Below are 26023 nucleotides of genomic sequence, written 5' to 3' on the forward strand. Positions count from 1 at the left end.
TTATTCCACTAAATCAATCGGCTTTTTATCAATAAAGTATGCTTTAATGCAAAGAGTTGATAAAAACTGAAAGTCTTTATGTCCCCAATCATCCAATCCTTATTAGACACAGATCTGTATAAATTCACCATGCTTCAGGTGGTGTTACACAAATTTCCGCAAACCCATAGTGTGTATCACTTTCGCTGCCGTAACTTGGACGATACGGCCTATCCACTGGTTGAAATTTTGGATGATTTAAACATGCAGCTCGACATGCTTTGTCAGTTGAAGTTTAAAGAAGATGAATTGCAGTATTTACGCAGTTTACGTTTTATTAAAAGCGATTTTGTTGATTATCTTGAATTATTTCAGCTTAAACGCCGTTTTATTAAAGCGGGTATTGATGATGAAGGTCGACTCGACATTTGGGTAGAAGGCCCAATGGTTCAAGCGATGATGTTTGAAATCTTTGTTTTAGCCATCGTCAATGAATTATATTTCCAACGTATTCGTACACCCGAAGTTTTAGCCGAAGGTGAGCGCCGTTTGCAACATAAGATTGCCTTGCTGAAGCAGTATGAAGCACGGCAAAATCCAAATGATCCACCATTCTTGGTCTCTGATTTTGGCACGCGTCGTCGTTATAGTTATGCATGGCAAAAGCATGTAATTGAAGAATTAAATCAGGCTTCACCGTATATTTTCCGCGGTACAAGTAATGTTCTGATTGCCAAAGACTTGAACATTACTCCAATTGGTACGATGGCGCATGAGTTCCTACAAGCATTCCAAGCGCTTGATGTTCGTCTACGTAACTTCCAGAAGTCTGCGCTAGAAACATGGGTGCAGGAATACCGTGGTGACTTAGGAATAGCCTTAACGGACGTTGTCGGTATGGATGCGTTCCTACGTGACTTCGATTTGTACTTTGCCAAACTATTCGACGGTTTACGTCATGACAGTGGCGACCCGTATGAATGGGGCGATAAAGCCTATGCACATTACAAAAAGCTTAAAATTGACAGTAAAACCAAAATGCTGACTTTCAGTGATGGCTTGAACATTGAAAAAGCTTGGGATTTACACAATTACTTTAAAGACCGTTTCCAAGTTAGCTTTGGTATTGGCACCAACTTGACCAATGATATGGGACAAACTGCGCTGAATATCGTACTGAAACTGGTTGAATGTAATGGTCAATCTGTGGCAAAAATTTCAGATAGTCCGGGTAAAACCATGACGGATAATGATACTTTCTTAGCGTATCTACGTCAGGTGTTTGACATCTCTGAAGTTAGCGCTTAAACACAGCATTAGATAAAACTAAAAAAGCCGAATCAATGATTCGGCTTTTTTATATCTAAAATATTGCTAAAGGAATGCAAAAATTCAGAATAATAGTGAAAATGACTTATGCTAAGATCGAATTTAATCGCACAAAATACAACACGAACAACGATGACAGCATCTACACTGAATTTTGGTCTGCTGATTGAAGCGGAAGAATTGGTTCCACATCTTGGTAATGAAAAACTACGGATCGTCGATTTGAGTCGTCGTTCGGTTTATGACCAATTGCATATTCCACATGCACTGCATGTGCAGCCGAAACTGTTAGTGCGCCAAGAAGAACAAGCGATGGGGCTTTTACCTGACCAAGCCGGTTTAGAACAGCTCATCAGCTATCTGAATATCAGTCCAGAACATCATGTAGTAGTGTATGACGATGAAGGTGGGGCATGGGCTGGTCGACTGATTTGGAACTTACATTGCCTCGGTTTTGAAAATACCAGTCTCCTCAATGGTGGCATCCATGCTTGGCTTGGGGCAGGCTTACCGACCTCGTCTGAAATTGAGCAATTTGAACCCGTGAGCCCATTGGTTGAAGTAAGTGCAGAGGCGCGTGCTCAGTATCAAACAAATTATGATGAGCTATTGGCTCGTGTACAGCAGGAGCAGATCCAAGTATGGGACTGCCGTACCGAAGATGAATATACAGGCTTACGTTTAGCAGCGCGACGCGGCGGTCACATTCCGGGGGCACGACATTTCGAATGGAGTACTGCCCTTAACCGAGAAAATCATTTAAAATTGCATCCTTTAGAACGCACACAACAACGCTTAGAACAATTGGGATTCAATTTAAACGAACCTGTGGTGGTATATTGTCAGTCCCATCATCGGTCTGGCCTAGCTTATATACTAGGACGTTTACTCGGTTGGAATATTCGAGCTTACGATGGTGCGTGGAGCGAGTGGGGCAACCGACTCGATAGTCCTGTGATCACCGGAGAGTTGCCGTCTTGAGCCTTACATCTCAGTTAAAAAAACAAATTTTTATTCAAGCTCAGCGTGTTGTTCCACAGCACAAATTATCACGTATCGTCGGTAAATTGGCTGCAAGCGAAAACCCTGTGGTGAAAAATGCTGTGATTACCGCATTTAAAGCACAGTATGGCATCGACATGTCGATTGCTGAGCAAAGTAATGCCCTGAAATTTAAATCATTCAATGAATTTTTCACTCGTTCTTTAAAAGAAGGCGTACGTGTAGTTGATGCAAATGCCAACAGTGTTGTTTCACCCGCAGATGGTGCGATTTCACAACTGGGTAAAATTGAAAATGGTGACGTATTTCAGGCCAAAGGGCAGAAGTTCACCGTTGAAAACCTGATTGCCGATCCACAATTGGCAGAGCCGTTTAAAAATGGTCAGTTTGCTACGGTTTATTTGTCACCAAAAGACTACCACCGTGTACATATGCCATTTGCAGGAACATTGACAGAAACCCTGTATGTACCGGGTGAATTGTTTTCAGTAAACCAGACCACTGCTGAAAATATTCCGGGTTTATTTGCCCGTAATGAACGTATGGTCTGCTTATTTGATACAGAAGTCGGACGTATGGCGGTTGTATTAGTGGGCGCAATGATCGTGGCAGGTATTGAAACCGTGGCTACAGGTAAAGTTAAACCGACAGGGCGTTTGGAACTCAATCAACACGATTTATTCTTAGAAAAAGGTGCAGAATTGGGCCGTTTCTATTTAGGTTCAACAGCGGTAGTGTTGTTTGAAGAAAACAAAATGCAATGGGATGCGACCTTTAAAGCCAACTCGACTGTGGTGATGGGCGAAGCTTTAGGGCATACCATTTAATGAATTCCCTGTCCTTTTAGGAGAGGGTTAGGGAGAGGTTTTTGAGCTAAGCTGATGTATTCAAAAAAGAATCCCTTCTAACCTCCCTTTATTGAAGGAATGAATAAAAAAAAGCGCCATCAGGCGCTTTTTTTAATTGCAAAATTTAGCGTTTTACGACAATCGAGTCGATACTGCTATGACGTAAAGTTTGCTGTGCAATCACAGCAGCTTCTTGTGAATCATAGGGGCCAGACACGACGCGATACCAAACTTTGCCATTTTCATTACTTTGGATCACATCGGCAGATAAGCCATTTAAAATAATTTCTGCACGACGGGCATCGGCTTGGTCAGGGTCATCATAGCTACGCACTTGCAAAATATAGCTTGCAGGGGCAGGTGTTGTTTCTGTGGCTTCAATACCCGGCTCAGTCGGTGTAGTGGTAGCCGTTTCAGGTGCTTCAACGATCACCACGGTTTCTTTGGTATCTGTTTCAGGCACAGCTTGATCTGGAATCGGGGTGACTTGTTGCTGAGGCAACAGATCATAAAAACGGTAATCTTTATTGGTTTCTTCTTGGTAGTGTTCAGAGGTAATTTGACCTTTCGGTTTTACCGGCTCCCATGGTTTCCATAACATCAAGGCCACCAAGAAACTCAACACGATTAAAATGATCACAAGTGTACCTAACCATGCAGGAATCAATGGTTTTTTAGGCTGATTTGGCCGCTCTGATACACCGCGTTGCGTTTTTCCAAACACGAGGAAACCTCTTTAATTGTAATTGTTACGAACCTAGTAGGAACTGACCCAAAACCAAGTTCTGATTATTATATATTACATGACTGTCATGCTGTTTATGTTTAATTTTCACAATTTCAACATCTTCAAGTTTTCATTAAAAGATGACTGAATATCCATGAAAATACAGGCTCATAAAGAGCCTGTATAGGCGTCAATGTATATGGTTCATACATGGACGGATTCTAACGTATACTAAGAATGGCTTACATTGATTCAGGCGCACTCACACCCAATAATTCAAGACCATTGCGTAAAACTTGCTGTACGTTTACAGACAGTAATAAGCGCGCTTGAGTCAGTTCTGCATCATCACCCAAGACTTTATTTTCATTGTACCAACCATGGAACAACGCCGCTAATTCTTTCAAGTAGTTACCCACTTGGTGTGGTTCATAGCTGTTTGCTGCACGAATCACAATTTCAGGGTAAGCCGCAAGTTTAGCAAGAACTTCAGTTTCAGCTTCTAACTCAAGTTTAGCTGCAAATTGACGTGCAGCTTCAGCAGAGAATTGAACGTCTGTCGCAGCAGCTTTTTCGAGCATACGGCAGATACGTGCGTGTGCGTATTGGATGTAGTACACCGCATTGTCTTTGCTTTGAGACACAGCAAGGTCTAAGTCGAAGTCAATGTGTTGTTCTGATTTACGCATGACATAGTAGAAACGAGCAGCATCGTTGCCTACTTCTTTACGTAAGTCGCGTAAAGTCACGAATTGACCTGAACGAGATGACATTTGAACCATCTCGCCGCCACGCCATAGGCTCACAAATTGAACCAAAAGCACCGTCAATTTTTTAGAATCATAGCCAAGCGCATCAATCGCTGCTTTCACACGTGCGATATAACCGTGGTGGTCTGAACCCCAGATATCAATGATATCGGTATAGCCGCGTTGTAGTTTATTTAAGTGATAAGCAATGTCGGATGCGAAGTATGTAGTCTGACCATTACGACGTTTCACAACACGGTCTTTTTCATCACCAAATTCAGTTGATTTGAACCAGATGTTGCCATCTTTTTCGTATAAGAAACCACGTTGATCGAGCATTTGTAATGCTTCATCAATTTTTTCAGTCAAGGTTGCTTCGCTGAACCATTGATTGAAAGTCACGCCAAATTCACCGAGGTCATCTTTAATGTCATCAAGAATGGCTTTCAGCGCAGCTTGATGGAACACACGGTAACCCGCAGCCAAATGGTTTTGTGAATTATGAATCAAACCATCAATGTGTTTTTCTTTATCACCTGAAACAACGACTTTATTGCCTTCGCTATCGAGTTCAGCGGCATATTGCACATCTTCAGGAACATCTTTGTAGATGTCGGCAACAGGGCGTACATAAGCATCGCCATCTTTGTCGATAATGCTTTGTGCGATTTCTTTAACGTAGTCGCCTTGATATGCATTTTTAGGGAAGACCAGTTGTTGACCGGTCAATTCTAAATAACGCAAGTAAGTCGATGTCGCCAAGATATCCATTTGACGGCCAGCATCGTTGACATAGTATTCACGGTCAACTTTAGCACCTGTTGCTTCAAGAAGATTGGCAACGGTCATACCGTAAGCTGCGCCACGACCATGACCAACGTGTAGGCTAGACGTTGGGTTGGCTGAAACGAATTCCACTTGAACACGTTTTTCAGCATTGGCCTGAGTGCGACCGAACTGATCTTTCTGAGCTTGAATTTGGTCTAAGACAGCAAAACGTTGGTCAGCATTTAAAAAGAAGTTAATAAAGCCAGGACCTGCAATTTCTGCTTTGCTGATATCTGCGACTTCTGGAAGATTTGCCAGAATTTTTTCGGCTAAATCACGCGGCTTCATACCTGCAGCTTTAGAGGCAATCATGGCAATGTTTGACGCAAAGTCACCGTGGCTTCGGTCTTTGGTTCGGGTCAAATTGCTAGTATTGTTCCAGTCAGTTGGGAGTACACCTTCAGCTTGAAGGGATTGCACTGCATGATCGAGCGCTGCTTGTATTGCCGTATTCATAATCAGTCGAAAAATAAATGTCGCAGAAAAACGGTAAATATAGCAAATTTCAGGCTCTTTAGGTGAACCCATTTGTTGCGAATAAAAAATATTCGATAAAAGTGAAGCATTGCTTATATCGAAGTAAAACGATATAAGTGATTTAGAGATTCAGGATCATTGCTTGAGTATATGGACATGTCACAACCCACCCCTAAAATTTTTGGCAATGTGCCGAAGTTAGCTGCACGCTGGGCGCTGATTATCGTGCCGTTTATTTTGTCTTGTCTCATGAGCGGCATTATTTCGTTTATTAATATGCTCAGAAATTTAGGGTGGTTTGAGGGATTTCTGACTCTATGGCTGCATAATTGGATGATTTCATGGGCAATTGCTTTTCCCATTGTACTGATTTTATTGCCATTTGTTCGAAAGTTTACAGGCCTGCTGGTTGATATGTCAGGGCCACAGCCACCTGCAAAATAAGCCTGCATGTAAGTCACAGTTGAGTAAAACGGTGACTTACTGCATTTCGCTTTAAATATTTATAGGCTATCGCGACAACTTACTGCTTTAGAGAGTAATTCGGCTTTGTTGTTTTGGAAGGTATAGAGTTTTGAGGCATTAAACACTTTAATGACTTTGGCCTGAGCGACAGCGGTTTTAAAGCTTTGGAACTTTTGCTGATGGGCTGTCTCAAACGGATTTCCAAAGTTTTTATTGTCGAGCAGAATTTGAATTTGCCCCACATTTGTATCATGTGCTTTTAGGATCTCTTGGCCATCCGCGTTGCTTATACTGAAAGTTGGGCGCTGAGTGCTGATTTTGCAATTCAATTTGAGGCTCAAGGTGAAATTGTCTGCCGATTTATTTTTGAGGGTAGATGTGCCTTGTTGATCATTTTCAATATAGACCCACTGATTTTTCGGCATATTGGTCAGCAGAGTTTCTAACTGTTGTTGGGTACTTTTGCTGATATCGACAGTGCCTTTTTTATCGATTTCAGGGGCTTTTTCTTTACCGAGCATGCCCATCACTTTGTCGCTGACTGTGCTACTGGTTTTGGAAATGGTCTGGCAAGCGCTTAAGCTACTGATGATTAGAATGAATGGTAGTGTATAGATGGCAGGTAAATGCATAGATTTTATTGTTCTATTAAATTTTCGGATGGGCAAAGTTTAACGGTTCTACGCATAAAGCTCAAACCTGCGGCCAATCTCCTTTGAGGAGGACTGCTGCAGGCGGCTAAAGCAGCCATTCTACACAGGCACGAATAATCCCCAGTGCGAGGCCAATAAAACCACCGACCACGACACCATTGACTCGAATCATATGCAAGTCGCCACCGACTTCGTTTTCGATCTTATCGATCATTTCACGTGAATCCCATTCATGTATACGTTCACTGATAAACCGAATGACTTTTTCGCTATATTGATCGGAGAGATTGATGGCAATATCACTCATTTTTTCATTCAGCAATTGGCGTACAGCAACGTTAGAGACAATATTTTCGCCCACTTGTTGAATGGCGACGCGTAGGTTTTGTGCAATACCTGAGTCCGGCTTTTGTAGATCAGATTTAATCGCATCACATAAAATCACAACAGCGCCGCTTAAAAAGTTAAGCATTTGTGGGCTGTCTAATAAAGCGTCCTTGGTGCTATTCAAACGTTGGCTGGCTACACTTTGATTGTCTGCTAACTCATGCATGAGTTGCTGTGCCATTTCTTCAATTTTTCGACGCCAAGGATGTTCATGGTCGGCAAGCATCGACTCGACACGACTGACCAGTGAATCAATGGTGCGTTGTTGTACATCAATGCCGATCCAGCTGGCGCCTTTAGCTAACTTCCATACCCCAAGTTCTTTAAACAACTGGCGTGAAAGGTCGCGGGTTTGTTCTGGATGCTGTGTGACCCAATCATGGGCTAAATCGAGCCCGCGCTGTAACACATCTTGATGGAAGTCATTTTCTAAAACTGCCCGTAGCATTTCACTGGCAAGATGGTTGACTTGCGTATTGCGTACCCATTGCACGCTGTTATTTTGGATAAATTGTCCAATTTGTTCCTGACCGACAAATTCGAAAATTTTCGGTACCGTTTGCTGAATGACTTGGGTCACTTGCGCATTATTGTGCGGATTGGCCAACCATTTCCCGACGGCAAGAGAGAGATCCGTCTCCGCTAAGCTTTTTTCAACCACTTGTGGTGAAAGAAAATTCTCCTGAACAAAGCGGCCCATCGACTCGGCAATGCGTGCTTTATTACGAGGAATAATTTCTGTGTGGTCACGTAAAAATTTAGGAATCGGAATACGACCAAAGGGATTGCGAAATAAAACGGTTATCGCATACCAGTCTGCCAAACCACCAACCACGCCAGCTTCTGCTGAAAGCATCAAAATATGAATGAGCCAAACATATTCGGGCAGTAATTTAGCTGCGATCATCAATGCAATCCACGCCAGCACCGCCACCACCAAAGCAATGGTGGCGAAGCGTTTACTGCGTTGCAGACTAGGTGAAACAGCGGGCTGTTCAGTTGGGCTCATCAATGATCGGGTCTCTATGGGTTGACTTATTTAGAGGTGGGCTCAGCGGCTACAGGCAAAGGATTTCCTTGGCTGTCTAAACCATATTTAGCTCCGAGTGACTGCAAAATCAAGCGAGCATCAAAGGCATCCTGAGGGGCTTTGGCACGATCTTTATAGCAAGTAATACTGTAGGAAACTTGAGTTGGATCGAGTGTGACCACCTGTGGAACGTCATAAAACGGGCCTGGCCAAAAACCAGGATGGCGACGGTAATAGCCATATGGATAAGGCATTGGGTCTGGGTAAATCACCGCTTGGCGCGGCGGTTTTTGACTCCGATTACTCGGGTCATCCATGACTTTAAAATATTGAAAGCCATTGTGTAGGGTGGTTTGAGCGGCTTTAACCAAGGTGATTTCTTCGGCAGTACCATAGCTCATATTGGGTCTAGCTTGGAAGCTAATCCGATAGCTTTGAGCATTTAATGGTGTCGCAGAATATTGACCGAGTTGTTCAAAGGTCAAAGGTTTTGATGGGGTTGTGGCACAGCCAGTTAAACCGAGTGCTGCGGTTATGGCTGCTGCGATAATGAGTTTGTTCATGCGCATACTCCTGTTTAATCGGTTCATGGCAAGGGGAGATACTGGCCAAAAGCCGTCAATTAAAAGCTAGAATTGGGCTGGGTTAAAAATTCCAATTCCTCTGCTGTAGATGTTCTGCCCAATACCGCATTGCGATGCGGGTAACGTCCAAATCGATCGATAATCACTTTATGCTTTTTTTCAAATTCTAAGTTGATCGGATTGCCCAGTTGCTCAAATAATTTTAACGCGCTTTGATGGATTTTTGTCGATTCGCTATGCATAAAGGGCATATATAAAAATGAGCGCTGTTCAAGGCTTAATTGTAGATCTAAACCCTGCGCGATGGCTTCTTGTGCAAGCGCCAAAGCCAGTGCATCTTGGGCAAAAGCCAAGCCAGAGTCACGGAATAAATTTCGAGAAAATTGATCTAAAACAATAATTTCAGCCAATCGACCTTCGGCAGTAGTACGCCATTGCCACAGTTCTGCTTGACTGGCCGCTTGATGGATGTCTTTAAACTTTTTTTCGATTAAAACATCAAAATTATTGCTTTTAGCGAACCAATTGGGCTGATTTTCTGGGTTAAACCAAAATTCGAGAATATCTTGATAATTCATAAGTTTTAAGCATTATTAGCATATATTTGTTTATAAAATCACAAATTTCAAATGTCATATAGAGTAAGTTTGTGATAAAAAATTGCCAAAATAAAATCACGGTTTGTCTCAAAACTATACAGTGGGTCATTTGCCCACTTCAAATCGCGTTATACTGATATAAACTGATGATTTTATTTTAGTAGTTTCTTCCATTTAAGCGAGATAGCAATGAGTCAACCCGAATCGACCTCTCAAGACATTTTACCGACTTGGGTAGATTCTTCGCTGATTAAAGGAATGTTGCGCGGTATTGAGCGTGAAAGCTTGCGTATGCAAAGCAACGGTTTCTTGTCTCAGGCCGACCATCCCCAAGCTTTGGGTGCGGCTTTGACTCATCCGCATATCACGACAGACTATTCTGAAGCTTTAATGGAATTTATCACGCCGCCAAAAGAAACCATTACAGAGGCGTTGAACTATCTGCAAGATATTCATGCTGTTGCGCATACGCATTTGGAACATGGTGAAAAACTTTGGCCGTTGTCGATGCCATGCATGTTGGATAAAGACGAAGACAGTATTCGTTTAGCGCAATATGGCAGCTCGAATATTGGGCGCTTTAAAACCTTGTACCGTCGTGGTTTAGGGGTGCGTTATGGTCGCCGGATGCAGACCATTTCAGGGGTGCATTATAATTTATCCTTCCCAGATCATTTCTTTGAAGCACTTCAACAGCATGAAACTGACGACGCCCTCAAGGCATTGAGCTTACAGGATTATCGCAGTCATCGTTATTTCGGCCTGATCCGTAATTTTATTCGTTTAACGCCATTGGTGATGTTTTTGGTTGGGGCGAGTCCGTCGGTGTGTAAATGTTTTATGACTGGACGTGAACATCAGCTGTTACCGCTCTTAAAAGGCACGCTATTTTTACCCTATGCAACGGCGCTGCGTATGGGAAATTTTGGCTATCAAAATTCAGCACAAAAACAGTTAGGGATTCACTACAACGACATTCAGGCGTATTTGGAAGGTTTGCAAAAAGCGGTGCATACCCCGTATGCTGCATTTAGTCATTTAGGTTTAAATGATGAACAGGGTGAACCGATTCAAATTAATGACCATGTGTTGCAAATTGAAAATGAATACTACAGTTTGGTTCGTCCGAAACAAGTGCCACAGGATGGTGAAACACCGTCTGAAGCCCTGCAAAATCGTGGCGTAGGTTATGTTGAATTACGCGCGGTAGATGTCAATCCTTATAGCCCGATTGGGATCAATGAAGACACGGCAGGCTTGCTCGAAGTGGTGGCTTTGTACTGTTTATTGCAAGACAGTCCAGCGTTGTTAGATGCCGAACAAAATGAAATTGAGAAAAATCAGGCGGAAGTGGTAAACCGTGGTCGTGCGCCAAACGCAGTGATTTTACAGCAAGGTCAAGCGGTTCCAATTGAAACATGGTGTCGTACACATGTTGCTGCGATGCAACCGTTGGCTGAATTGCTGGATGATTCTTACAATACAGATATTTACACTCAGGCAATGGCTGTGATGCAATCACGCATCGATGAAGTCGATGAAACATTGTCGGCACGTATGATTAGCGATACTTTAGAACAAGGTGGAACTTGGGGCTTTGGTAGCTTTATGGCCTTACAACATGCTGAAGTGTATGAGCAGCATGTCTTGAGCCCTGAAACTGCTGCATACTTTGCACAAGCTGCTGAGCAGTCTTTAGAAAAACAGGCTGAACTTGAGCAAGACTGTACCTTGAGTTTTGAAGAATATTTGAAAAACTTCAGATAAAAAATTTTAAGAGGATTTACCATGAAATGGAGTTTCCGCTTCGTGAGTGGTTTGTTGTTTTTAGCCAGCGTGATCGGTATGTCTTTTGCGCTGTTTTTAGAACATGTACAAGGCTTAGAACCTTGTCCGTTGTGCGTATTCCAACGTATTGGTTTGATTGGACTTGGCATCATTTCATTGATTGCATTGATTCACAATCCAGCATCGAATTGGGGTAAACGCATTTACGCATTGTTGGGGACACTATCAATTCTTTGGTCTGCTGGGGTGGCTGCGCGTCATATTTGGCTGCAAAATTTACCGCCAGACAAAGTACCGAGCTGTGGCCCAGGACTGGATTATTGGGTAGAAACGCTGCCGTTAAAATCAGTCTTTGAGCAAGTACTGACCGGCTCTGGTGAATGTGCCAAAGTGGATTGGACCTTCTTGGGACAATCTTTACCGGTTTGGTCATTGGTGTTTTTTGCGGTCTTAACTTTGCTTAGCCTTTGGCAGTTATTACGTAAATACCCAAGCAGACCAGTGCCACGTTTACGTGATAAATTTTAATTTAGTGATACATAAAAAAGCCCTCAGTTGAGGGCTTTTTTTTATGAGTCTGCATGGGGGAAGTTTACCTTAGGTCAGGGCAATGCCTTCCATACTTTCCAAGTCCATCATAAATTCATAAATGTGGTCACAAGCTTTATCGTCATTATTTGGATAGAACCAATGCACGATTTGCTCGGCCACTTGTGGATGATGCTGAATTTCAAAATGGTTCAGGCCATAAAATATTGCTTTATGTGAGTCAGGTACTTTTAATTGGTAGCGTGGGTTTGGGTGTTCTCCTAACGCACTTTTCACACTGACCAAGTAATCTCCAATCACATGTCGCGTTTTATTGCGACGATGTTCATATTCGATGGTCCCTGCCACGAGGTAGGTATTGATATGCGATGGAATCGGGGCTGGTTTACGGTTGTCGTCCATGAGTCCAATACGGACATCATTATGTTCCCAATCATCATCACGCACGCTGCCATAGCGCAAATCTAAAATGCCGTTACTGCGAATATTCACCACGTGGCCCACGATTTTGACCAAAGGGAAACGCCCCAATTGATCTTGCAGATGAAATCCGATACGTTCAAGCACAGCACCATGATGTGGTGAGCCCAAGCAGACTAGATTTTCGACTTGATGAATCCATTGATACATATTTTGTTTGCCATAAAAAATGGCACTACGGGACACTAAGCCCCCCATACTATGACCAATTAAGTCGATACTGGTAATACCCGGGTTGCGACGGACCAAATCTTCTAATGTATTGGCAAGGCTGCGACCATTGGTCGAGATACGACGACCCGTGTTGTAATTTAAATACAGCATGGTGTTATGGTCACGTTGAGAAAGTAATTTTTCACCAATGCCGCCATATTTGGCTGTCGACCATGACAGATGATTCATGCACAGCCCATGAATTAACAGGGTAATACGACCGTTTAATTCGCCTTTTTGTACCGCACCATAATGGTCGTAAACCACCATCGGTAAGGCCATCGGGTTGTGATATTTCAGTAAATAGTCACCCAGGACCCCATTCAGCGCACCTACTAGAAAATGTAAAGACGGGGTAAGGGGTTTGTCGTGTAAGCGTGGGAATTTTTCAATAATGCTACGCAGCGTCGGTGCGAGTAAATAATTGCCATAATTGAAAAAGGTGTTGTAAGAAAATTCATAAATCCGTGCAATGGTCGGCTGCTTATGAAAGGCTTTCGAGCCTTGTTCGCTCATTCCAAAAATACTGATTAAAATTTCACGTTGAATGTTTTTGATCAAGTCATGCACGACATCACTAAAACGCATTGTCACGAGTTGTGCCAAACCTTCCAGCACATCTGCTTGACTGGGTGGCGTGCGGTCCCATTTACAATAGGTTTCATGCAATGGTGTTAAGCTAGGCATAATGTTCCTATCCTTACATTCAATGCTATCCCTCGATTGTATTTATTACTGGAATAGCCTGAAGTTTCATTGTTTATTTTATAAAATTCTCACGAACAGCTTTTACAATACCGATAACAGACCTGTCGGTGAATGCCTTTTGTCTGACAATTTTACTAAAAATTCAAATTTAGAAAATGTGACGCAGTTAGCACTTATATGCCACTTTTAAAGCAATTTAAAGATCAATTTGGAATCAAAATGATGAATATTGTGTATTTGCATGGTTTTCAAAGTAACTCAAATTCGGTGAAAGGGCAGATATTGCGGCACTATTGCGCAGACTTAAATGGTGTGCACGTGCATTTGCCAGATTTGAATATGCCACCACTACAGGTAATGCAGCAGATGTCAGAGCTGATTGAAGGTTTGGATAATGTGGTTTTGGTCGGTAGCAGTTTAGGTGGCTTTTATGCGACGCAGTTGATGGCACGCCATCACATTCCTGCGGTGCTCATCAATCCTGCGGTCTATCCATGGCAATTATTTCGTGATTTATTTGGTGAGACGGCATTGCCTTATCAGGTGACTGAAACGTGGTGCTTGGATGATGCACAGCTCAATCAAATGCAGGCTTTGGCTGTATCTAAGGTTGAAAATGCAGATCAACTGTTGGTCTTGCTCCAACAAGGTGATGAAACCTTGGATTATCGTGATGCCACTAGGTTTTATAGTGCGGTTCAAGCCGGCACGGCTATGCTGATCACTGAGGTGGGTGGAACGCATGGCATGGATAACTTTGCAGAAAAAATACCGATGCTCTTGCAGTTTTTATCCGATGCTGTCAAAAATATGCCTAAATAAAATGATCCAATACAAATGCTGACCAGCTAGATTCAACATACACAAATAGGCAGTTACGACATCATTTGACGTTTAAATTGTTTAAGAAAATGGCGGCTGATCGCAAGAGATATGCATTTTAATAAAAAAGCATATACTGTAGCGCTTGAAGAAATGTTTTAACCAAAAAGCAGGGAATTTTGCAACGTGACGCAATATACGGCTCAATCACTTGAAGTTTTATCTGGCCTAGATCCGGTACGTCGCCGTCCGGGTATGTATACAGACACTACACGACCAAACCATTTGGCGCAGGAAGTGATAGATAACTCCGTCGATGAAGCGCTTGCAGGTCATGCCAACAAAATTACTGTGACGGTTTATAAAGATGGTTCTTTGTCGGTAGAAGACAATGGACGCGGTATGCCTGTTGATATTCATCCTGAGTATGGTCAAAGCGGGATTGAAATTATTCTGACCAAATTACATGCCGGTGGTAAGTTCAGTACCGATAACTACCAATTTTCAGGTGGTTTACACGGTGTGGGTATTTCGGTGGTGAACGCACTGTCAGATCGTGTTGAAGTGGAAGTTCAGCGTCAAGGCAATCTATATAAAATGGCCTTTGAACATGGCGTTCCTGTGGCACCGCTTGAGGTGTTGGAAGGTAAATGCGCTAAACGTGCAACGGGTACTACCGTGCATTTTTGGCCTGAAGCCAAATATTTTGATTCGCCTAAATTTGCGCTGAAAGCCTTAAAACACAACTTAAAAGCCAAGGCTGTTTTGGCGGCAGGCTTGCAGATTATTTATATCGATCAAATCAACAACGAAAAGATCGAATGGCAATTTGAAAATGGTCTGGTCGACTATTTGATGGATGAGCTACAAGACCGTGACATCGTTCCTGTTCCTGCATTTGTGGCGACTGGTGAAGCTGAACGTGCCAGTGCTGAATTTGCCATTTGCTGGAACGTTGAAGGCGGCGAACAGATTCAAGAAAGTTATGTCAATTTGATTCCAACTGCGCAAGGCGGTACACATGTCAACGGTTTACGTTCGGGTGTGACAGATGCGATTCGTGAGTTCTGTGAATTACGTAACTTGTTGCCGCGTAATATGAAGCTGTCTGCCGAAGATGTGTGGGATGGTGTCAACTTTATTCTGTCTTTAAAATTCCAAGAGCCACAATTTTCGGGTCAAACTAAAGAACGACTTTCAAGCCGTGAAGCCTCTAGTGTGGTGTTAAATATTGCCAAAGATGCCTTTGCACTGTGGCTGAATCAAAACTCCGATATTGCTATGCAACTGGCAGAAATGGTGATTGCCAAGGCCGGTCGCCGTTTAAAAGCTGCGAAAAAAGTTGAACGTAAAAAGATCGTTTCCGGCCCAGCTTTGCCGGGTAAACTGGCTGACTGTGTGGGCCATACCCTCGAAGAATCAGAACTGTTTATTGTGGAAGGGGATTCAGCGGGCGGTTCTGCCAAACAAGCACGTGATAAGAACTTCCAAGCGATCATGCCGATCCGTGGTAAGATTTTAAATACTTGGGAAGTGTCTTCAGACGAAGTTTTGGCATCGCAAGAAGTACATGATATTGCGATTGCGATTGGTGTAGATCCGGGTAGTGATGACTTATCTGAATTACGTTATGGCAAAATTTGTATTTTGGCCGATGCCGATTCAGACGGTCTACATATTGCGACGTTGCTTTGTGCTTTGTTCGTTAAACACTTCCCAACTTTGGTGGAAGAAGGGCATTTGTTTGTGGCAATGCCACCACTGTTCCGTATTGATGATAATAAAGACGTTCATTACGCGCTGGATGAAGATGAACTAGAAAGCATCTTAAAGAAATGTAAAACCAAAAATCCTCAAATCACACGATTTAAAGGATTGGGTGAGATGAACGCGAGTCAGTTGCGTGAAACGACTATGGATCCCGATACACGTCGTTTAGTGCAACTGGACTTGGATGACGTACAGTTTACTTCAGGTTTACTCGACAAATTATTGGCGAAGAAGCGCTCTTCAGACCGTAAACATTGGTTAGAGCAGAAGGGTAATTTGGCCGATTTGGCGGTTTAAAATTGCAATAAGAAAAAAACCACGCAAGTGGTTTTTTTTGCTTTAAATTTAGGAAAAGCTGCATGATTTGTGTGCTAATACACCGTATTTTTTGAAAAACGTCGCAAAATTGTTCAATTATAGGTCAAGTGTTGGATACAAGTTTGTATGCATCTTTGCGGTGATTTTACGGTGTTTGAATATACCCATAAAAAATTACAAGTAAGTTTTTTTAGCGTAAATATATGAAAAATAATATCTAAAAATAAATAAAAGCACTCAATCAAAATAAAAAATAAGGCTTGGCACAGTTATTGAATTGCTCTGTTGTGATGAAAGACAACAAATGCATTTTAAAAATGTGACTTACAAGCTTAGGTTGGGAGTGTGAATAATGTTTCAACGCAATGTATTTGCTAAAAGTATTTTAGCGGCAACGATGACTGGGGCGATTGCTTTAACGGGCTGTTCAAAACCTGCAGAAGAAAAAACAGAAAGCGCTGCATCTGAACCAAAAGCCGCTGCAGCAAGTGGTGACACCATTAAAGTTGGGATCTTACATTCGCTGTCAGGCACGATGGCGATTTCAGAAACTTCTCTTAAAGATACGGCCTTAATGGCGATTAATGAAATTAATGCCAATGGCGGGGTATTGGGTAAAAAACTAGAACCTGTGGTGGTTGATCCGGCATCGGACTGGCCACTATTTGCGGAAAAAACCCGTCAGTTGATTACCCAAGACAAAGTAGCCGTGATTTTTGGTTGCTGGACGTCGGTATCTCGTAAGTCGGTTTTACCCGTGGTTGAAGAATTAAATGGCTTATTGTTCTACCCTGTTCAGTATGAAGGTCAGGAACAGTCTAAAAATATTTTCTACACAGGTGCAGCACCGAATCAGCAAGCGATTCCTGCTGTTGAGTACCTGATGAGTGAAGAGGGTGGTAAGGCAGAACGCTTTGTACTGTTGGGCACAGACTATGTTTACCCACGCACTACCAACAAAATCTTACGTGCATTCTTGAAGTCGAAAGGCATTGCCGATGCAGACATCATGGAAGAATATACCCCATTTGGTCATAGCAACTATCAAACCATTGTGGGCAATGTGAAGAAGTTTGCGGCAGGGAAAAAGACGGCTGTGATCTCGACCATTAACGGCGATTCAAATGTGCCGTTCTATCGTGAATTGGGCAACCAAGGCATCAAAGCTGCGGATATTCCTGTGATGGCGTTCTCTGTAGGTGAAGAGGAATTACGCGGTATCGACACCAAGCCGCTGGTTGGACACTTGGCATCGTGGAACTACTTCATGTCGGTGAAAAATCCAGTGAATACTGAATTCACCAACAAAATGAAGCAGTATGCCGTGGAATACAAACTGCCAAATGCCGATAAATTTGTGACCAATGACCCGATGGAAGCTACCTATGTCGGCATCAATATGTGGAAACAAGCGGTAGAAAAAGCAGGAAGCACAGATGTCGATAAAGTGCGTGAAGCTATGGCCGGCCAAGAATTTAAAGCGCCATCGGGCTATACCTTGCAAATGGATGCGTCGAACCATCATTTGCATAAACCAGTCATGATTGGTCAGATCCGTGCCGATGGTCAGTTTGATGTGGTACACAAAACCGCAAAAACCATTGCTGCAGAGCCATGGAGCCCGTACATCCCTAAATAATTCAATCCGAATGCCTACTGCCATTGTGTAACAGGCATTTTTTGATGTGATCCCTAGAAGGGGTTGTTCTATTACTCAATAGGGATGCTTATAAGATGAAAAAATTACGCAATTTCCCGATCTTTTTTCTATTCCTGAGCCAATTATTCTGTCTGCAAATCGTGCATGCAGAAACAGCAGCGGATGTGGTGCCTACGGTGCAATCTGTGCAGCAAGGTGACGCCATTCAGCAATTTGTTCGCGGGAGTTTTACCGAGCGACGCAGCTTACTCAATCAATGGCCGGGCGATATTGAATCCTTAGATCAGTTGGCCGCATTGGTTGAAAAAGATCAGTTATATAGTGGTCAAAGCGGTCAAACCTATATTTTAGAAACTGACGAAAAATTATTGAGCTATCCAGATTTGCAAACTGTGACGGATTGGCCTGCCGATTTATCTCAAGTCACCTTGGTGAATACCCTTCGTAAAGCCTTAACGTTTGCTCAAGCGAAAGAAAAGCTGCAATCGAATGATTTAAACCAACGTTTGGATGCAATTGATATTTTAGAAAACAACTTGGCTGAGTTGGATGTTAAAAATATTAATCAATTGTATTTAAATGAAAAAAATAACAAAGTTAAAGCCCGTTTAGCGCAGCTCAAAGCACGTTTAGACTATCAAAACCCTGATGTATTACAAAAAATACAGGCGGCTAAAGTGCTGCAAGATTCTAACCGTCCCGATGTATTGGCGATGGTGGAACAGGAATTACAACAAGCCAATCTGCATCCCGAGTTAAAAGCTGCACTGACAGAAGCCAAGAGCAATATTAAAACTCGGATTCAGGCGAGTGAATGGACTGGACATGTCTTTTCCGGACTTAGCACGGCCAGTATTTTACTGCTGGCGGCGTTGGGCTTAGCCATCACTTATGGCCTGCTAGGCGTGATTAATATGGCGCATGGTGAACTGATCATGATCGGGGCCTATACCACGTATGTGGTGCAAAGCCTGTTTAAGAGTTATCTCAGTAACTATGTCGACTGGTACTTGATTGCCGCGATTCCTGCCGCATTTATTGTAAGTGCTTTGATCGGCATGTTGATTGAACGTACCGTTATTCGTCCCTTGTATGGCCGTCAATTGGAAACACTATTAGCCACCTTTGGTGTGAGCTTAATTTTGATGCAATTGGTGCGCATGGTTTTTGGTGCGCAGAATGTCGAGGTGTCGAATATTTCATGGCTGTCAGGAGGGATCGCTGTGACACCGAGTCTGATGCTGCCTTATAACCGCATTGCCATTATTGGCTTTACCGTTGCGGTACTGTTGTTGCTGGTTTATTTACTAAATAAAACCCGTTTTGGTTTATTTGTTCGTGCCGTGACGCAAAACCGTCAAATGGCACAGGCCGTAGGTATCCGTTCTAGCCGCATTGACATGATGGCTTTTGGTTTAGGTTCGGGGCTTGCAGGTCTAGCAGGCTGTGCCTTAGCACAAGTCGGCAATGTCGGTCCTGACCTAGGACAAAACTATATTATCGATGCGTTCTTGGTGGTTGTGGTGGGTGGTGTTGGTCAAGTATGGGGTGCAGTACTGGCGGCCTTAGGTCTAGGTGTCAGTGGCACAGTACTGGAAATCGGCATGGGTGCGGTCTTAGCGAAAATTATTCTACTGGTTCTTGTGATTTTGTTTATTCAAAAACGTCCACAAGGTTTGTTTGCTATCAAAGGCCGTTTTGTGGAGTAAGCGCATGAAAATCACTTCGTTATTATCGGATAAACCCTATAGCGGTATGGCGATTGCCGTGTGCTTTGCCATTTTGCTGATTTTGCCTTGGTTACATGTATTGCCAGCCGATTCAGCACTGCATTTATCAGCGTATTGGGTCACGCTCATTGGCAAGATTATGTGTCTCGCCTTGGTGGCATTGGCCTTAGATTTGGTTTGGGGCTATGCCGGCATTTTAAGTTTGGGACATGGTCTGTACTTTGCCTTGGGCGGCTATGCCTTTGGCATGTATCTCATGCGTGAGGCGGCAGGCGATGGCTTACCCGACTTTATGCGCTTTTTGAGTTGGACTGAGCTACCGTGGTACTGGATGGGTACTGAACATATCGTGTGGGCATTGGCTTTGGTGGTTTTAGTTCCGGGATTGATTGCCTTCATTTTTGGCTTCTTTGCCTTCCGCTCCAAAATTAAAGGCGTGTATTTTTCAATTATCACTCAAGCCATGACCTTTGCGGCGGCACTACTGTTTTTCCGCAATGAAACAGGCTTTGGCGGTAACAACGGCTTTACCGGTTTTAAAACCATCTTAGGTATGGATATTACCTCTGCACCAATGCGTGCAACCTTGTGTTTCCTCACGGCACTGACTTTGCTTATCTGTTTTGTCGGTTTACGTCACCTGATGAATAAACCCTATGGTCGCGTACTTGGTGCAATTCGTGACAGTGAAAACCGTTTGCAATATTTAGGTTACCGCACCTTATGGTACAAGCTCTCTGCATGGGTGTTGTCAGCAGTGATCGCAGGGATTGCTGGTGCTCTGTATGTCCCTCAAGTCGGCATTATTAACCCGAGTGAAATGAACCCTGTCAATTCGATTGAAATGGCGGTGTGGGTGGCTGCAGGGGGACGCGGTACGCTGATTGGCCCAATTTTGGGTGCAGGTTTAATCAATGGGGTGAAGACCTATTTCACGGTGGCTTATCCAGAGGCATGGCTATTGATTTTAGGTGCGCTGTTTATTGTGGTAACGATATTTCTGCCAAAAGGTGTGATTGGGTTATTAGAGCGGTTTAAAAAGGAGCGCAGCGAATGAATGATCAATGGGTTCAACCGCATGGCGGTCATGCTGCTGAAGGTTATGGACGACCAAAGGAGCAGGGTGCGGATTTCAGTCACGGGATTGCCTTGTATTTAGAAAAAGTCAGTGTCTGGTTTGATTCTTTCCGTGCATTAAATGATTTGTCGTTATATATCAAAGAAGGTGAGCTGCGCTGCATCATTGGTCCCAATGGTGCAGGAAAAACCACGCTGATGGATGTGATTACCGGTAAAACTCGCCCAACAGAAGGTTCGGCTTTTTTTGGGCAAACCTATGATTTGGCAAAAATGAGTACAGAGCAAATAGCAGAAGCTGGGATCGGTCGTAAGTTTCAAAAGCCTACTGTATTTGAAAATTTTACCGTCATGGAAAACCTGTTATTGGCTGCACCTAAAGATAAACGGGTGAAAAAGAGTTTCTTCAGCAAACTCGATCCAGATGCGCAAAACGCCTTGGACGAATCTTTAGCACAAATCCGCTTAGAAGAATTGATTCATAAACCGGCAGGGCTGTTGTCACATGGTCAAAAGCAGTGGTTAGAAATAGGCATGCTACTGATGCAGCGTCCAAAGTTGATTCTGCTAGATGAACCTGTAGCAGGGATGACCGATGCTGAAACAGAGCGTACCGCAGAGCTGTGTTTAGAGTTGAAAAAGAACCATACCCTTATCGTGGTTGAACATGACATGAGCTTTATTGACACCATCAGTGAAAAAGTCACCGTGTTGGCGCAAGGTGCGATTTTGGCCGAGGGTACATTGGCCGAAGTCCAAGCCAATGAAGATGTCATTGAAAAATATCTTGGACGTTAAGGAGCAGACCATGTTAGAAGTCAAAAATGTCAATCAGTTTTATGGTGGCAGTCATATTTTAAGAAATGTGACATTTGCCGCTCCCGTGGGGGCGTGTTCCGTGCTGCTCGGGCGAAATGGTGTGGGTAAAACCACCCTCTTAAAATGTTTAATGGGTATTTTACCGATCAAGTCTGGGCAGATCTTACTGGATGGCAAAGATATTTCTAAACTGAGTCCAGAGCAACGTGTACGCGAAGGATTGGCTTATGTACCGCAAGGACGGGATATTTTCTCGACCTTGACCGTTGAAGAAAATATTTTGATTGGGATGGCAAAATTTAAGGGCGCTAAGACCCGAAAAGTGCCAGAACATCTCTACGAAATTTTCCCTGTATTGGATGAAATGAAACATCGTCGAGGTGGAGATTTATCTGGTGGTCAGCAGCAACAATTGGCGATTGCCCGTGCGCTTGCTTCTGAACCACGGGTATTGATTTTAGATGAACCGACCGAAGGCATTCAGCCCTCGATTATTAAAGATATTGGCCGTGTGATTCGTCAGTTAGCCGATGGCGGAGAAATGGCGATTGTTTTGGTTGAACAGTTTTATGATTTTGCAGAAGAACTGGCAGATGAATATACCGTGATGGCGCGGGGGCAAGTGATTGCACAAGGTGTCGGTAGTGAAATGCCTGAAAAAGGCATTCGGGAACTGGTGGCGATTTAACATTTAGTTGACTACGATGTGTGGCGGGCTTGTATGAATCAAGCTCGTTACTCTTTTAATTCAATTTACTAAGATCAAAAAATCGTTGCTGGTCATGGCAGTGGCATCAAAAAACGAGGGGCTTCAAAAAAAAAATTTGTTTTAAGCCATAAGCTTAAGTTGTTCTCAGCATTGTCATTTGAAGCTTCAGCATCTAGTGCTTAAATGATGCTAAGCGCAGTACTGAAACTTGGGTAAAAGGCGAATTGGAATCCATCAGTATTCGATCAAATGCGGCCGAATATACAAAATATCTGCTTTATTTTTGTGTGGATTACATTAATCTAAATGTACGACATAACAAGAAGATAAGAATATGGATGCGATATTATATTTGATCCCACCGAATGATTTGGAAACACTGATTTTAGAAGCTGACATCCCTCAAGATGTCTTGGATTCACCCTTTGTACAACACTCCTTATTTTTAGGGGAAGCGTGGCAAGAGTTGAATCCATTATTAAGCGTGAACAGTGATTCAGTTGCGGCACTGAGTTATGCCATTCAGGCAGAACATCCATTGTCAGAGCGACGCCCGGGACTGAGCCTTGCAGTGCATTACAATAGTGTAGTTCGCGTTGCAGAAATCCATCAGGCATTACAACAGTTAAGCGTGGATGAAATCAAAAAACGTTATTTGGTCACGATTGCAGAAAACGCACCTGAGCAAGAGCTCAAATTGGCCGAATTAAAACTGCTTTTTTTACAGTTACAAGATCTTTATCGTGATGCGGTGCGTCATAACTTATCGGTGCTGAGTGTGATACAAGATGGTATTCGTTTGGATAAACTACCATAAACTCAACACGGGCTATAACTGAAGTTGCATCAGGACGAGATCACGCCATTCACCAAACTTTTGTCCCACTTCAGGCATATAACCTGTTTGCTTAAAGCCTAATTTTTTGTGCAGGGCAATCGAGGCGCTATTGCCGTGATCAATGCCAGCGATCATGACATGCATATTTTGGCTTTTGGCATGCTGAATTAGGTGCTCTAATAATTGCTGACCGAGACCAAGTCGAGCATAGTTTGGGTCAATATAGACAGAATGCTCAACAGTATGTCGATAGCCAGCAAAATGACGGAAAGAACCATAGTCAGCATAACCGGCGATTTGCTGTTGATCCTGATCTTCAATCACCACAAATGGAAAATTTTGCTTTTGGAATTCCAGCAATTTCTGTTGAAAAGAGTCGAGGCTGTAGGCTTGATCATTCCATGTCGCAAAGCCGTTGAGAACTTCATGATTATAGATTGCGAGAATGGCCGCTAAGTCTTGTGGAATTGCAGGTCGAATGAGAAAAGACATGCGCAAATTTCTGATAAAAATAAAGTCAATTTAAAAACTTAGGCATAAAAAAAGCAAGGTGATGAACCTTGCTTTTTCTTCATCGCGTTCTGAGTTGAACTTAGAAATGGTATTTCACCAACGCGCTGACATCGTTTTGGTCCTGACCTTTCAGACCATATTTGTTGTTCCAAACCGAGTGTTCAACACCTACGTAGAGCTTAGTCTTAGGAGAGATATGCTTACCGATATTCCATTTATATTGGCTTGTCCAGTTTAATTCACTAGCTTGCGCCCCTTTTTCAGCTGTTGACCAATCAAGGAAGGCATCTACTAGAAAATCTTCAGAGCCGATTTTAAATGGCACAGCATAAGTGATCGTCATTTGATAATCATCTTTAGTACCGGCTGATTTAGAATCGTTATCAGCTTTATAGAAGTTGATGTTTGCATACTGTGTATATGGAATGTCTAAAGCAAAGCCAATACCATACAAGAAGTTATTAAACTCAGAATTTTTGTCGTAGCCGGCATTATGTTCCCAAGTCGTTGCAATAAGAACGTCTTTGATCGGACCCATAGAAAGGTCTTTACCAGAAACTTCACCTAAGCTAAGGCGCGGTGCTAGCTCAAGGTAAGTCGATGCTTCATCATCTTTGTCCCAAGCTTGGTCAACGAAGAAGAATACATCTGAATATTTCAGTTTAGCGGCATATTCAGCTGTGATCGTTTTCTGTTCATTGTTGTCACCATCAAAAGGCACAACATAATTTTCACCATATAGGCCAGTTAAGCTGAAATCTTGCCATACGATAGGTGAAGCTTGAGTGAAAGCAGCAGCAGATGCTAATGCACATGATGCAACGATTTGTGTAAGTTTCATTAAAAAATATCTCCCCCGAGAAGCACTGAAAGCATACAGATTATTAAGCAAAAATAAAGCCAAATTTTACTCAACGGCAAAATTGTTTTGTAATTTGAAGGGGAAATATGCCGTGAATGATCAATGACGGTAAAAGCGAGATTTTGAGTTGGAGTGGAATTGTACAAATAGAAGGTGGGCGTCGAGGAAATGCACAAAAATATGACCCAAATCAATTAAAACAATGCAAATCTACAATAAAGTCTTACTTTTTGTATGGATATTAAAAAAATATCAAAATAGCACTTGCAAAATTCTAACTTAAGACCGATATTCGAAGTATAAGGACACGGATCTGCAGACTCTAAAGTGTTCATCATTCAATGTGGAGGACGACGTTCCATACAAAGTTGAAGATGGTCATTGCTGTAACATTTACAGCAAATGTAACGTGCCAAGATAATAAGTTTTGCACAAATATTTATAGATATGAGGATGATATTATGAACATAGAAATCCGTACAGATAAAAACATTCCTAATAGTGATCGATTAATTACATACGTTCGTGCAGAACTTAATGAAGAATTTCAGCGCCATAGTGAACGCATTACTCACTTTTCGGTGCATTTAAGTGATGAAAATGGGGACAAGGGCGGTAGCGACGACATTAAATGTATGATTGAAGCGCGTCCTGCTGGTTTGAAGCCTGTCGTGGTCAACCATCGTGGTCATAATGTAGATACAGCTATTCACGGTGCAATTGATCGACTTAAACGTAGTCTTGAACATGTGTTCGAAAAGAAAGAGAACCCACGCAGTACACAACCTGCTTTTGCTGAAGCAGATGACAGCGTAGATGACGAATAAGTCTCAAAATTTAAAAAAGCCCTGCGGGGCTTTTTTTGTGTGTTTTGTATTTTGTTTTACATGAAATTCAAACAAACGCAGCTTTATTCGGCATAATAGATCAAAATAAATTGAAGTGAGCTTTCCTGATGTTAACAGCGCAACAACAGCTTTTTGTGCAAGCGTTAGAAGAACAAGATCTTGCACAGGTGCAACGCCTGTTGGCAGATGGTCTTAATCCAAATTTTATAGATTTTGAAAAAGGACCTGCGGTTTCTGTATGGTCTGATGGTTTGTTTAAATGGTGGGAAATGGTTTGCGAAGCGTATGAAGCAGGTCAACCCTTAACAGCTGAACAGAAAACACAACATTTAGACGTACATATGCAAATCTTGGAAGCGCTGATTCAAGCCAAAGCCAATGTGCATTTATGGGATGCTGAAGAAATTTATGGTCCATTATGGGACGCCGCGAGTGCAGCATGTGTCCCAGCGGTACAGCGCTTATTGGATGAAAAAGTGAATCCAAATATGATTGATAGCGATGGTTTAACCATTTTATCGTCGATTAGTGAATTATTTTTTGACTGTGATTTTGACGCGGTAAATTGGTCGGAAGCATTGGAAGAAGAAAAACAAACCTTGGAGCTTTTGCGTAGCCATGGCGCAAAAATGAGCAAAGAATTAGCATAATTGTGAGTAAAA

General features: G+C 42.7%; 25 protein-coding genes. 16 read left to right on the top strand and 9 right to left on the bottom strand.

Annotation, left to right across the window (positions count from 1 at the left end):
- The first annotated feature begins 78 nt into the window (after positions 1-78).
- The 3 genes from pncB to asd all read left to right on the top strand — a co-directional run bounded on the left by pncB (position 79) and on the right by asd (position 3137).
- Positions 79-1287, top strand: coding sequence for a nicotinate phosphoribosyltransferase (gene pncB / locus FTV27_RS11210; RefSeq protein ID WP_180011649.1), 1209 nt, complete (start codon positions 79-81; stop codon positions 1285-1287).
- 153 nt (positions 1288-1440) lie between these two features.
- Positions 1441-2289, top strand: coding sequence for a sulfurtransferase (locus FTV27_RS11215; RefSeq protein ID WP_111885136.1), 849 nt, complete (start codon positions 1441-1443; stop codon positions 2287-2289).
- On the top strand, positions 2286-3137 hold the full coding sequence (gene asd, locus FTV27_RS11220) for an archaetidylserine decarboxylase (RefSeq protein WP_078193251.1): 852 nt from the start codon (positions 2286-2288) through the stop codon (positions 3135-3137). The genes FTV27_RS11215 and asd overlap by 4 nt, the downstream gene beginning before the upstream one ends.
- 145 nt (positions 3138-3282) lie before the next feature.
- Here the strand turns inward: asd and FTV27_RS11225 are convergent, their stop codons facing one another.
- Both FTV27_RS11225 and argS read right to left on the bottom strand, forming a co-directional pair.
- Positions 3283-3882, bottom strand: coding sequence for an SPOR domain-containing protein (locus FTV27_RS11225; RefSeq protein ID WP_180078529.1), 600 nt, complete (start codon positions 3880-3882; stop codon positions 3283-3285).
- Positions 3883-4127: 245 nt separating this feature from the next.
- Complete coding sequence (gene argS, locus FTV27_RS11230) at positions 4128-5918, bottom strand: arginine--tRNA ligase (protein ID WP_180078531.1); 1791 nt, start codon at positions 5916-5918, stop codon at positions 4128-4130.
- Positions 5919-6095: 177 nt separating this feature from the next.
- Here argS and FTV27_RS11235 point away from each other — a divergent pair, with 177 nt between their 5' ends.
- The gene (locus FTV27_RS11235; RefSeq protein ID WP_372491143.1) at positions 6096-6383 is read left to right on the top strand and encodes a DUF2798 domain-containing protein; all 288 of its coding nucleotides are present in this window, start codon (positions 6096-6098) and stop codon (positions 6381-6383) included.
- A 59-nt stretch (positions 6384-6442) separates the two neighbouring features.
- Here FTV27_RS11235 and FTV27_RS11240 read toward each other — a convergent pair whose 3' ends face one another.
- The 4 genes from FTV27_RS11240 to FTV27_RS11255 form a co-directional block, all read right to left on the bottom strand.
- The gene (locus tag FTV27_RS11240) at positions 6443-7036 is read right to left on the bottom strand and encodes a hypothetical protein (protein WP_111885114.1); all 594 of its coding nucleotides are present in this window, start codon (positions 7034-7036) and stop codon (positions 6443-6445) included.
- Between the two features lie 106 nt (positions 7037-7142).
- Complete coding sequence (locus tag FTV27_RS11245; protein ID WP_180078533.1) at positions 7143-8453, bottom strand: DUF445 domain-containing protein; 1311 nt, start codon at positions 8451-8453, stop codon at positions 7143-7145.
- A gap of 26 nt (positions 8454-8479) precedes the next feature.
- The gene (locus FTV27_RS11250) at positions 8480-9037 is read right to left on the bottom strand and encodes a hypothetical protein (RefSeq protein WP_078193246.1); all 558 of its coding nucleotides are present in this window, start codon (positions 9035-9037) and stop codon (positions 8480-8482) included.
- Between the two features lie 59 nt (positions 9038-9096).
- Positions 9097-9636, bottom strand: a complete 540-nt coding sequence (locus tag FTV27_RS11255) for a DUF924 family protein (RefSeq protein ID WP_180078535.1) — start codon at positions 9634-9636, stop codon at positions 9097-9099.
- A gap of 210 nt (positions 9637-9846) precedes the next feature.
- Here FTV27_RS11255 and gshA point away from each other — a divergent pair, with 210 nt between their 5' ends.
- Both gshA and FTV27_RS11265 read left to right on the top strand, forming a co-directional pair.
- Positions 9847-11424 carry a glutamate--cysteine ligase gene (gene gshA / locus FTV27_RS11260; protein WP_180024649.1) on the top strand — a complete coding sequence of 526 codons (1578 nt, stop codon included), beginning with the start codon at positions 9847-9849 and terminating at the stop codon, positions 11422-11424.
- 21 nt (positions 11425-11445) lie between these two features.
- Positions 11446-11973: a disulfide bond formation protein B gene (locus FTV27_RS11265; protein WP_180073350.1), complete on the top strand. Its 528-nt coding sequence runs from the start codon at positions 11446-11448 to the stop codon at positions 11971-11973.
- 69 nt (positions 11974-12042) lie between these two features.
- Here the strand turns inward: FTV27_RS11265 and FTV27_RS11270 are convergent, their stop codons facing one another.
- Entirely contained in the window at positions 12043-13374 is a 1332-nt protein-coding gene (locus FTV27_RS11270) for an alpha/beta hydrolase (protein ID WP_180024647.1), read from the bottom strand.
- Positions 13375-13617: 243 nt separating this feature from the next.
- Between FTV27_RS11270 and FTV27_RS11275 the strand changes: the two genes are divergently transcribed.
- From FTV27_RS11275 to FTV27_RS11310, 8 genes are all read left to right on the top strand, one after another.
- Complete coding sequence (locus tag FTV27_RS11275; protein ID WP_180024686.1) at positions 13618-14217, top strand: YqiA/YcfP family alpha/beta fold hydrolase; 600 nt, start codon at positions 13618-13620, stop codon at positions 14215-14217.
- A 186-nt stretch (positions 14218-14403) separates the two neighbouring features.
- Entirely contained in the window at positions 14404-16284 is a 1881-nt protein-coding gene (gene parE / locus FTV27_RS11280; RefSeq protein ID WP_180024646.1) for a DNA topoisomerase IV subunit B, read from the top strand.
- Between the two features lie 373 nt (positions 16285-16657).
- Positions 16658-17944 (top strand): urea ABC transporter substrate-binding protein, encoded by a 1287-nt coding sequence (urtA, locus tag FTV27_RS11285; protein WP_180078537.1) that lies wholly within the window; start codon positions 16658-16660, stop codon positions 17942-17944.
- A gap of 95 nt (positions 17945-18039) precedes the next feature.
- Positions 18040-19674 (top strand): urea ABC transporter permease subunit UrtB, encoded by a 1635-nt coding sequence (gene urtB / locus FTV27_RS11290; RefSeq protein WP_180078539.1) that lies wholly within the window; start codon positions 18040-18042, stop codon positions 19672-19674.
- Between the two features lie 4 nt (positions 19675-19678).
- Positions 19679-20752, top strand: coding sequence for an urea ABC transporter permease subunit UrtC (gene urtC / locus FTV27_RS11295; protein WP_180054174.1), 1074 nt, complete (start codon positions 19679-19681; stop codon positions 20750-20752).
- A complete protein-coding gene (gene urtD / locus FTV27_RS11300) occupies positions 20749-21570 on the top strand; it encodes an urea ABC transporter ATP-binding protein UrtD (protein ID WP_068532837.1) in 822 nt (273 codons plus the stop codon). The genes urtC and urtD overlap by 4 nt, the downstream gene beginning before the upstream one ends.
- 10 nt (positions 21571-21580) lie before the next feature.
- A complete protein-coding gene (gene urtE / locus FTV27_RS11305) occupies positions 21581-22279 on the top strand; it encodes an urea ABC transporter ATP-binding subunit UrtE (protein ID WP_180078540.1) in 699 nt (232 codons plus the stop codon).
- Between the two features lie 355 nt (positions 22280-22634).
- The gene (locus FTV27_RS11310; protein WP_180078542.1) at positions 22635-23117 is read left to right on the top strand and encodes a DUF1877 family protein; all 483 of its coding nucleotides are present in this window, start codon (positions 22635-22637) and stop codon (positions 23115-23117) included.
- A gap of 12 nt (positions 23118-23129) precedes the next feature.
- Here the strand turns inward: FTV27_RS11310 and FTV27_RS11315 are convergent, their stop codons facing one another.
- A complete protein-coding gene (locus tag FTV27_RS11315) occupies positions 23130-23630 on the bottom strand; it encodes a GNAT family N-acetyltransferase (protein ID WP_111885126.1) in 501 nt (166 codons plus the stop codon).
- Between the two features lie 100 nt (positions 23631-23730).
- Positions 23731-24492, bottom strand: coding sequence for an outer membrane protein OmpK (locus FTV27_RS11320; protein WP_168379688.1), 762 nt, complete (start codon positions 24490-24492; stop codon positions 23731-23733).
- Between the two features lie 482 nt (positions 24493-24974).
- Between FTV27_RS11320 and FTV27_RS11325 the strand changes: the two genes are divergently transcribed.
- Positions 24975-25340 carry an HPF/RaiA family ribosome-associated protein gene (locus FTV27_RS11325; protein ID WP_111885127.1) on the top strand — a complete coding sequence of 122 codons (366 nt, stop codon included), beginning with the start codon at positions 24975-24977 and terminating at the stop codon, positions 25338-25340.
- A gap of 128 nt (positions 25341-25468) precedes the next feature.
- A complete protein-coding gene (locus FTV27_RS11330) occupies positions 25469-26011 on the top strand; it encodes an ankyrin repeat domain-containing protein (RefSeq protein ID WP_111885128.1) in 543 nt (180 codons plus the stop codon).
- Positions 26012-26023: the final 12 nt, after the last annotated feature.

Source organism: Acinetobacter sp. YH12251 (assembly GCF_013417465.1).
Taxonomy (GTDB): Bacteria; Pseudomonadota; Gammaproteobacteria; order Pseudomonadales; family Moraxellaceae; genus Acinetobacter; species Acinetobacter amyesii.

Coding starts and splice junctions, on each gene's coding strand:
- urtA (WP_180078537.1), top strand. CDS start 16,658: ATGTTTCAACGCAATGTATTTGCTAAAAGTATTTTAGCGGCAACGATG.
- urtE (WP_180078540.1), top strand. CDS start 21,581: ATGTTAGAAGTCAAAAATGTCAATCAGTTTTATGGTGGCAGTCATATT.
- FTV27_RS11330 (WP_111885128.1), top strand. CDS start 25,469: ATGTTAACAGCGCAACAACAGCTTTTTGTGCAAGCGTTAGAAGAACAA.
- pncB (WP_180011649.1), top strand. CDS start 79: ATGTCCCCAATCATCCAATCCTTATTAGACACAGATCTGTATAAATTC.
- urtD (WP_068532837.1), top strand. CDS start 20,749: ATGAATGATCAATGGGTTCAACCGCATGGCGGTCATGCTGCTGAAGGT.
- FTV27_RS11315 (WP_111885126.1), bottom strand. CDS start 23,630: ATGTCTTTTCTCATTCGACCTGCAATTCCACAAGACTTAGCGGCCATT.
- FTV27_RS11250 (WP_078193246.1), bottom strand. CDS start 9,037: ATGAACAAACTCATTATCGCAGCAGCCATAACCGCAGCACTCGGTTTA.
- FTV27_RS11235 (WP_372491143.1), top strand. CDS start 6,096: ATGTCACAACCCACCCCTAAAATTTTTGGCAATGTGCCGAAGTTAGCT.
- urtC (WP_180054174.1), top strand. CDS start 19,679: ATGAAAATCACTTCGTTATTATCGGATAAACCCTATAGCGGTATGGCG.
- FTV27_RS11320 (WP_168379688.1), bottom strand. CDS start 24,492: ATGAAACTTACACAAATCGTTGCATCATGTGCATTAGCATCTGCTGCT.
- FTV27_RS11215 (WP_111885136.1), top strand. CDS start 1,441: ATGACAGCATCTACACTGAATTTTGGTCTGCTGATTGAAGCGGAAGAA.
- FTV27_RS11245 (WP_180078533.1), bottom strand. CDS start 8,453: ATGAGCCCAACTGAACAGCCCGCTGTTTCACCTAGTCTGCAACGCAGT.
- FTV27_RS11310 (WP_180078542.1), top strand. CDS start 22,635: ATGGATGCGATATTATATTTGATCCCACCGAATGATTTGGAAACACTG.
- FTV27_RS11275 (WP_180024686.1), top strand. CDS start 13,618: ATGAATATTGTGTATTTGCATGGTTTTCAAAGTAACTCAAATTCGGTG.
- FTV27_RS11270 (WP_180024647.1), bottom strand. CDS start 13,374: ATGCCTAGCTTAACACCATTGCATGAAACCTATTGTAAATGGGACCGC.
- FTV27_RS11325 (WP_111885127.1), top strand. CDS start 24,975: ATGAACATAGAAATCCGTACAGATAAAAACATTCCTAATAGTGATCGA.
- argS (WP_180078531.1), bottom strand. CDS start 5,918: ATGAATACGGCAATACAAGCAGCGCTCGATCATGCAGTGCAATCCCTT.
- FTV27_RS11255 (WP_180078535.1), bottom strand. CDS start 9,636: ATGAATTATCAAGATATTCTCGAATTTTGGTTTAACCCAGAAAATCAG.
- gshA (WP_180024649.1), top strand. CDS start 9,847: ATGAGTCAACCCGAATCGACCTCTCAAGACATTTTACCGACTTGGGTA.
- FTV27_RS11265 (WP_180073350.1), top strand. CDS start 11,446: ATGAAATGGAGTTTCCGCTTCGTGAGTGGTTTGTTGTTTTTAGCCAGC.
- urtB (WP_180078539.1), top strand. CDS start 18,040: ATGAAAAAATTACGCAATTTCCCGATCTTTTTTCTATTCCTGAGCCAA.
- FTV27_RS11240 (WP_111885114.1), bottom strand. CDS start 7,036: ATGCATTTACCTGCCATCTATACACTACCATTCATTCTAATCATCAGT.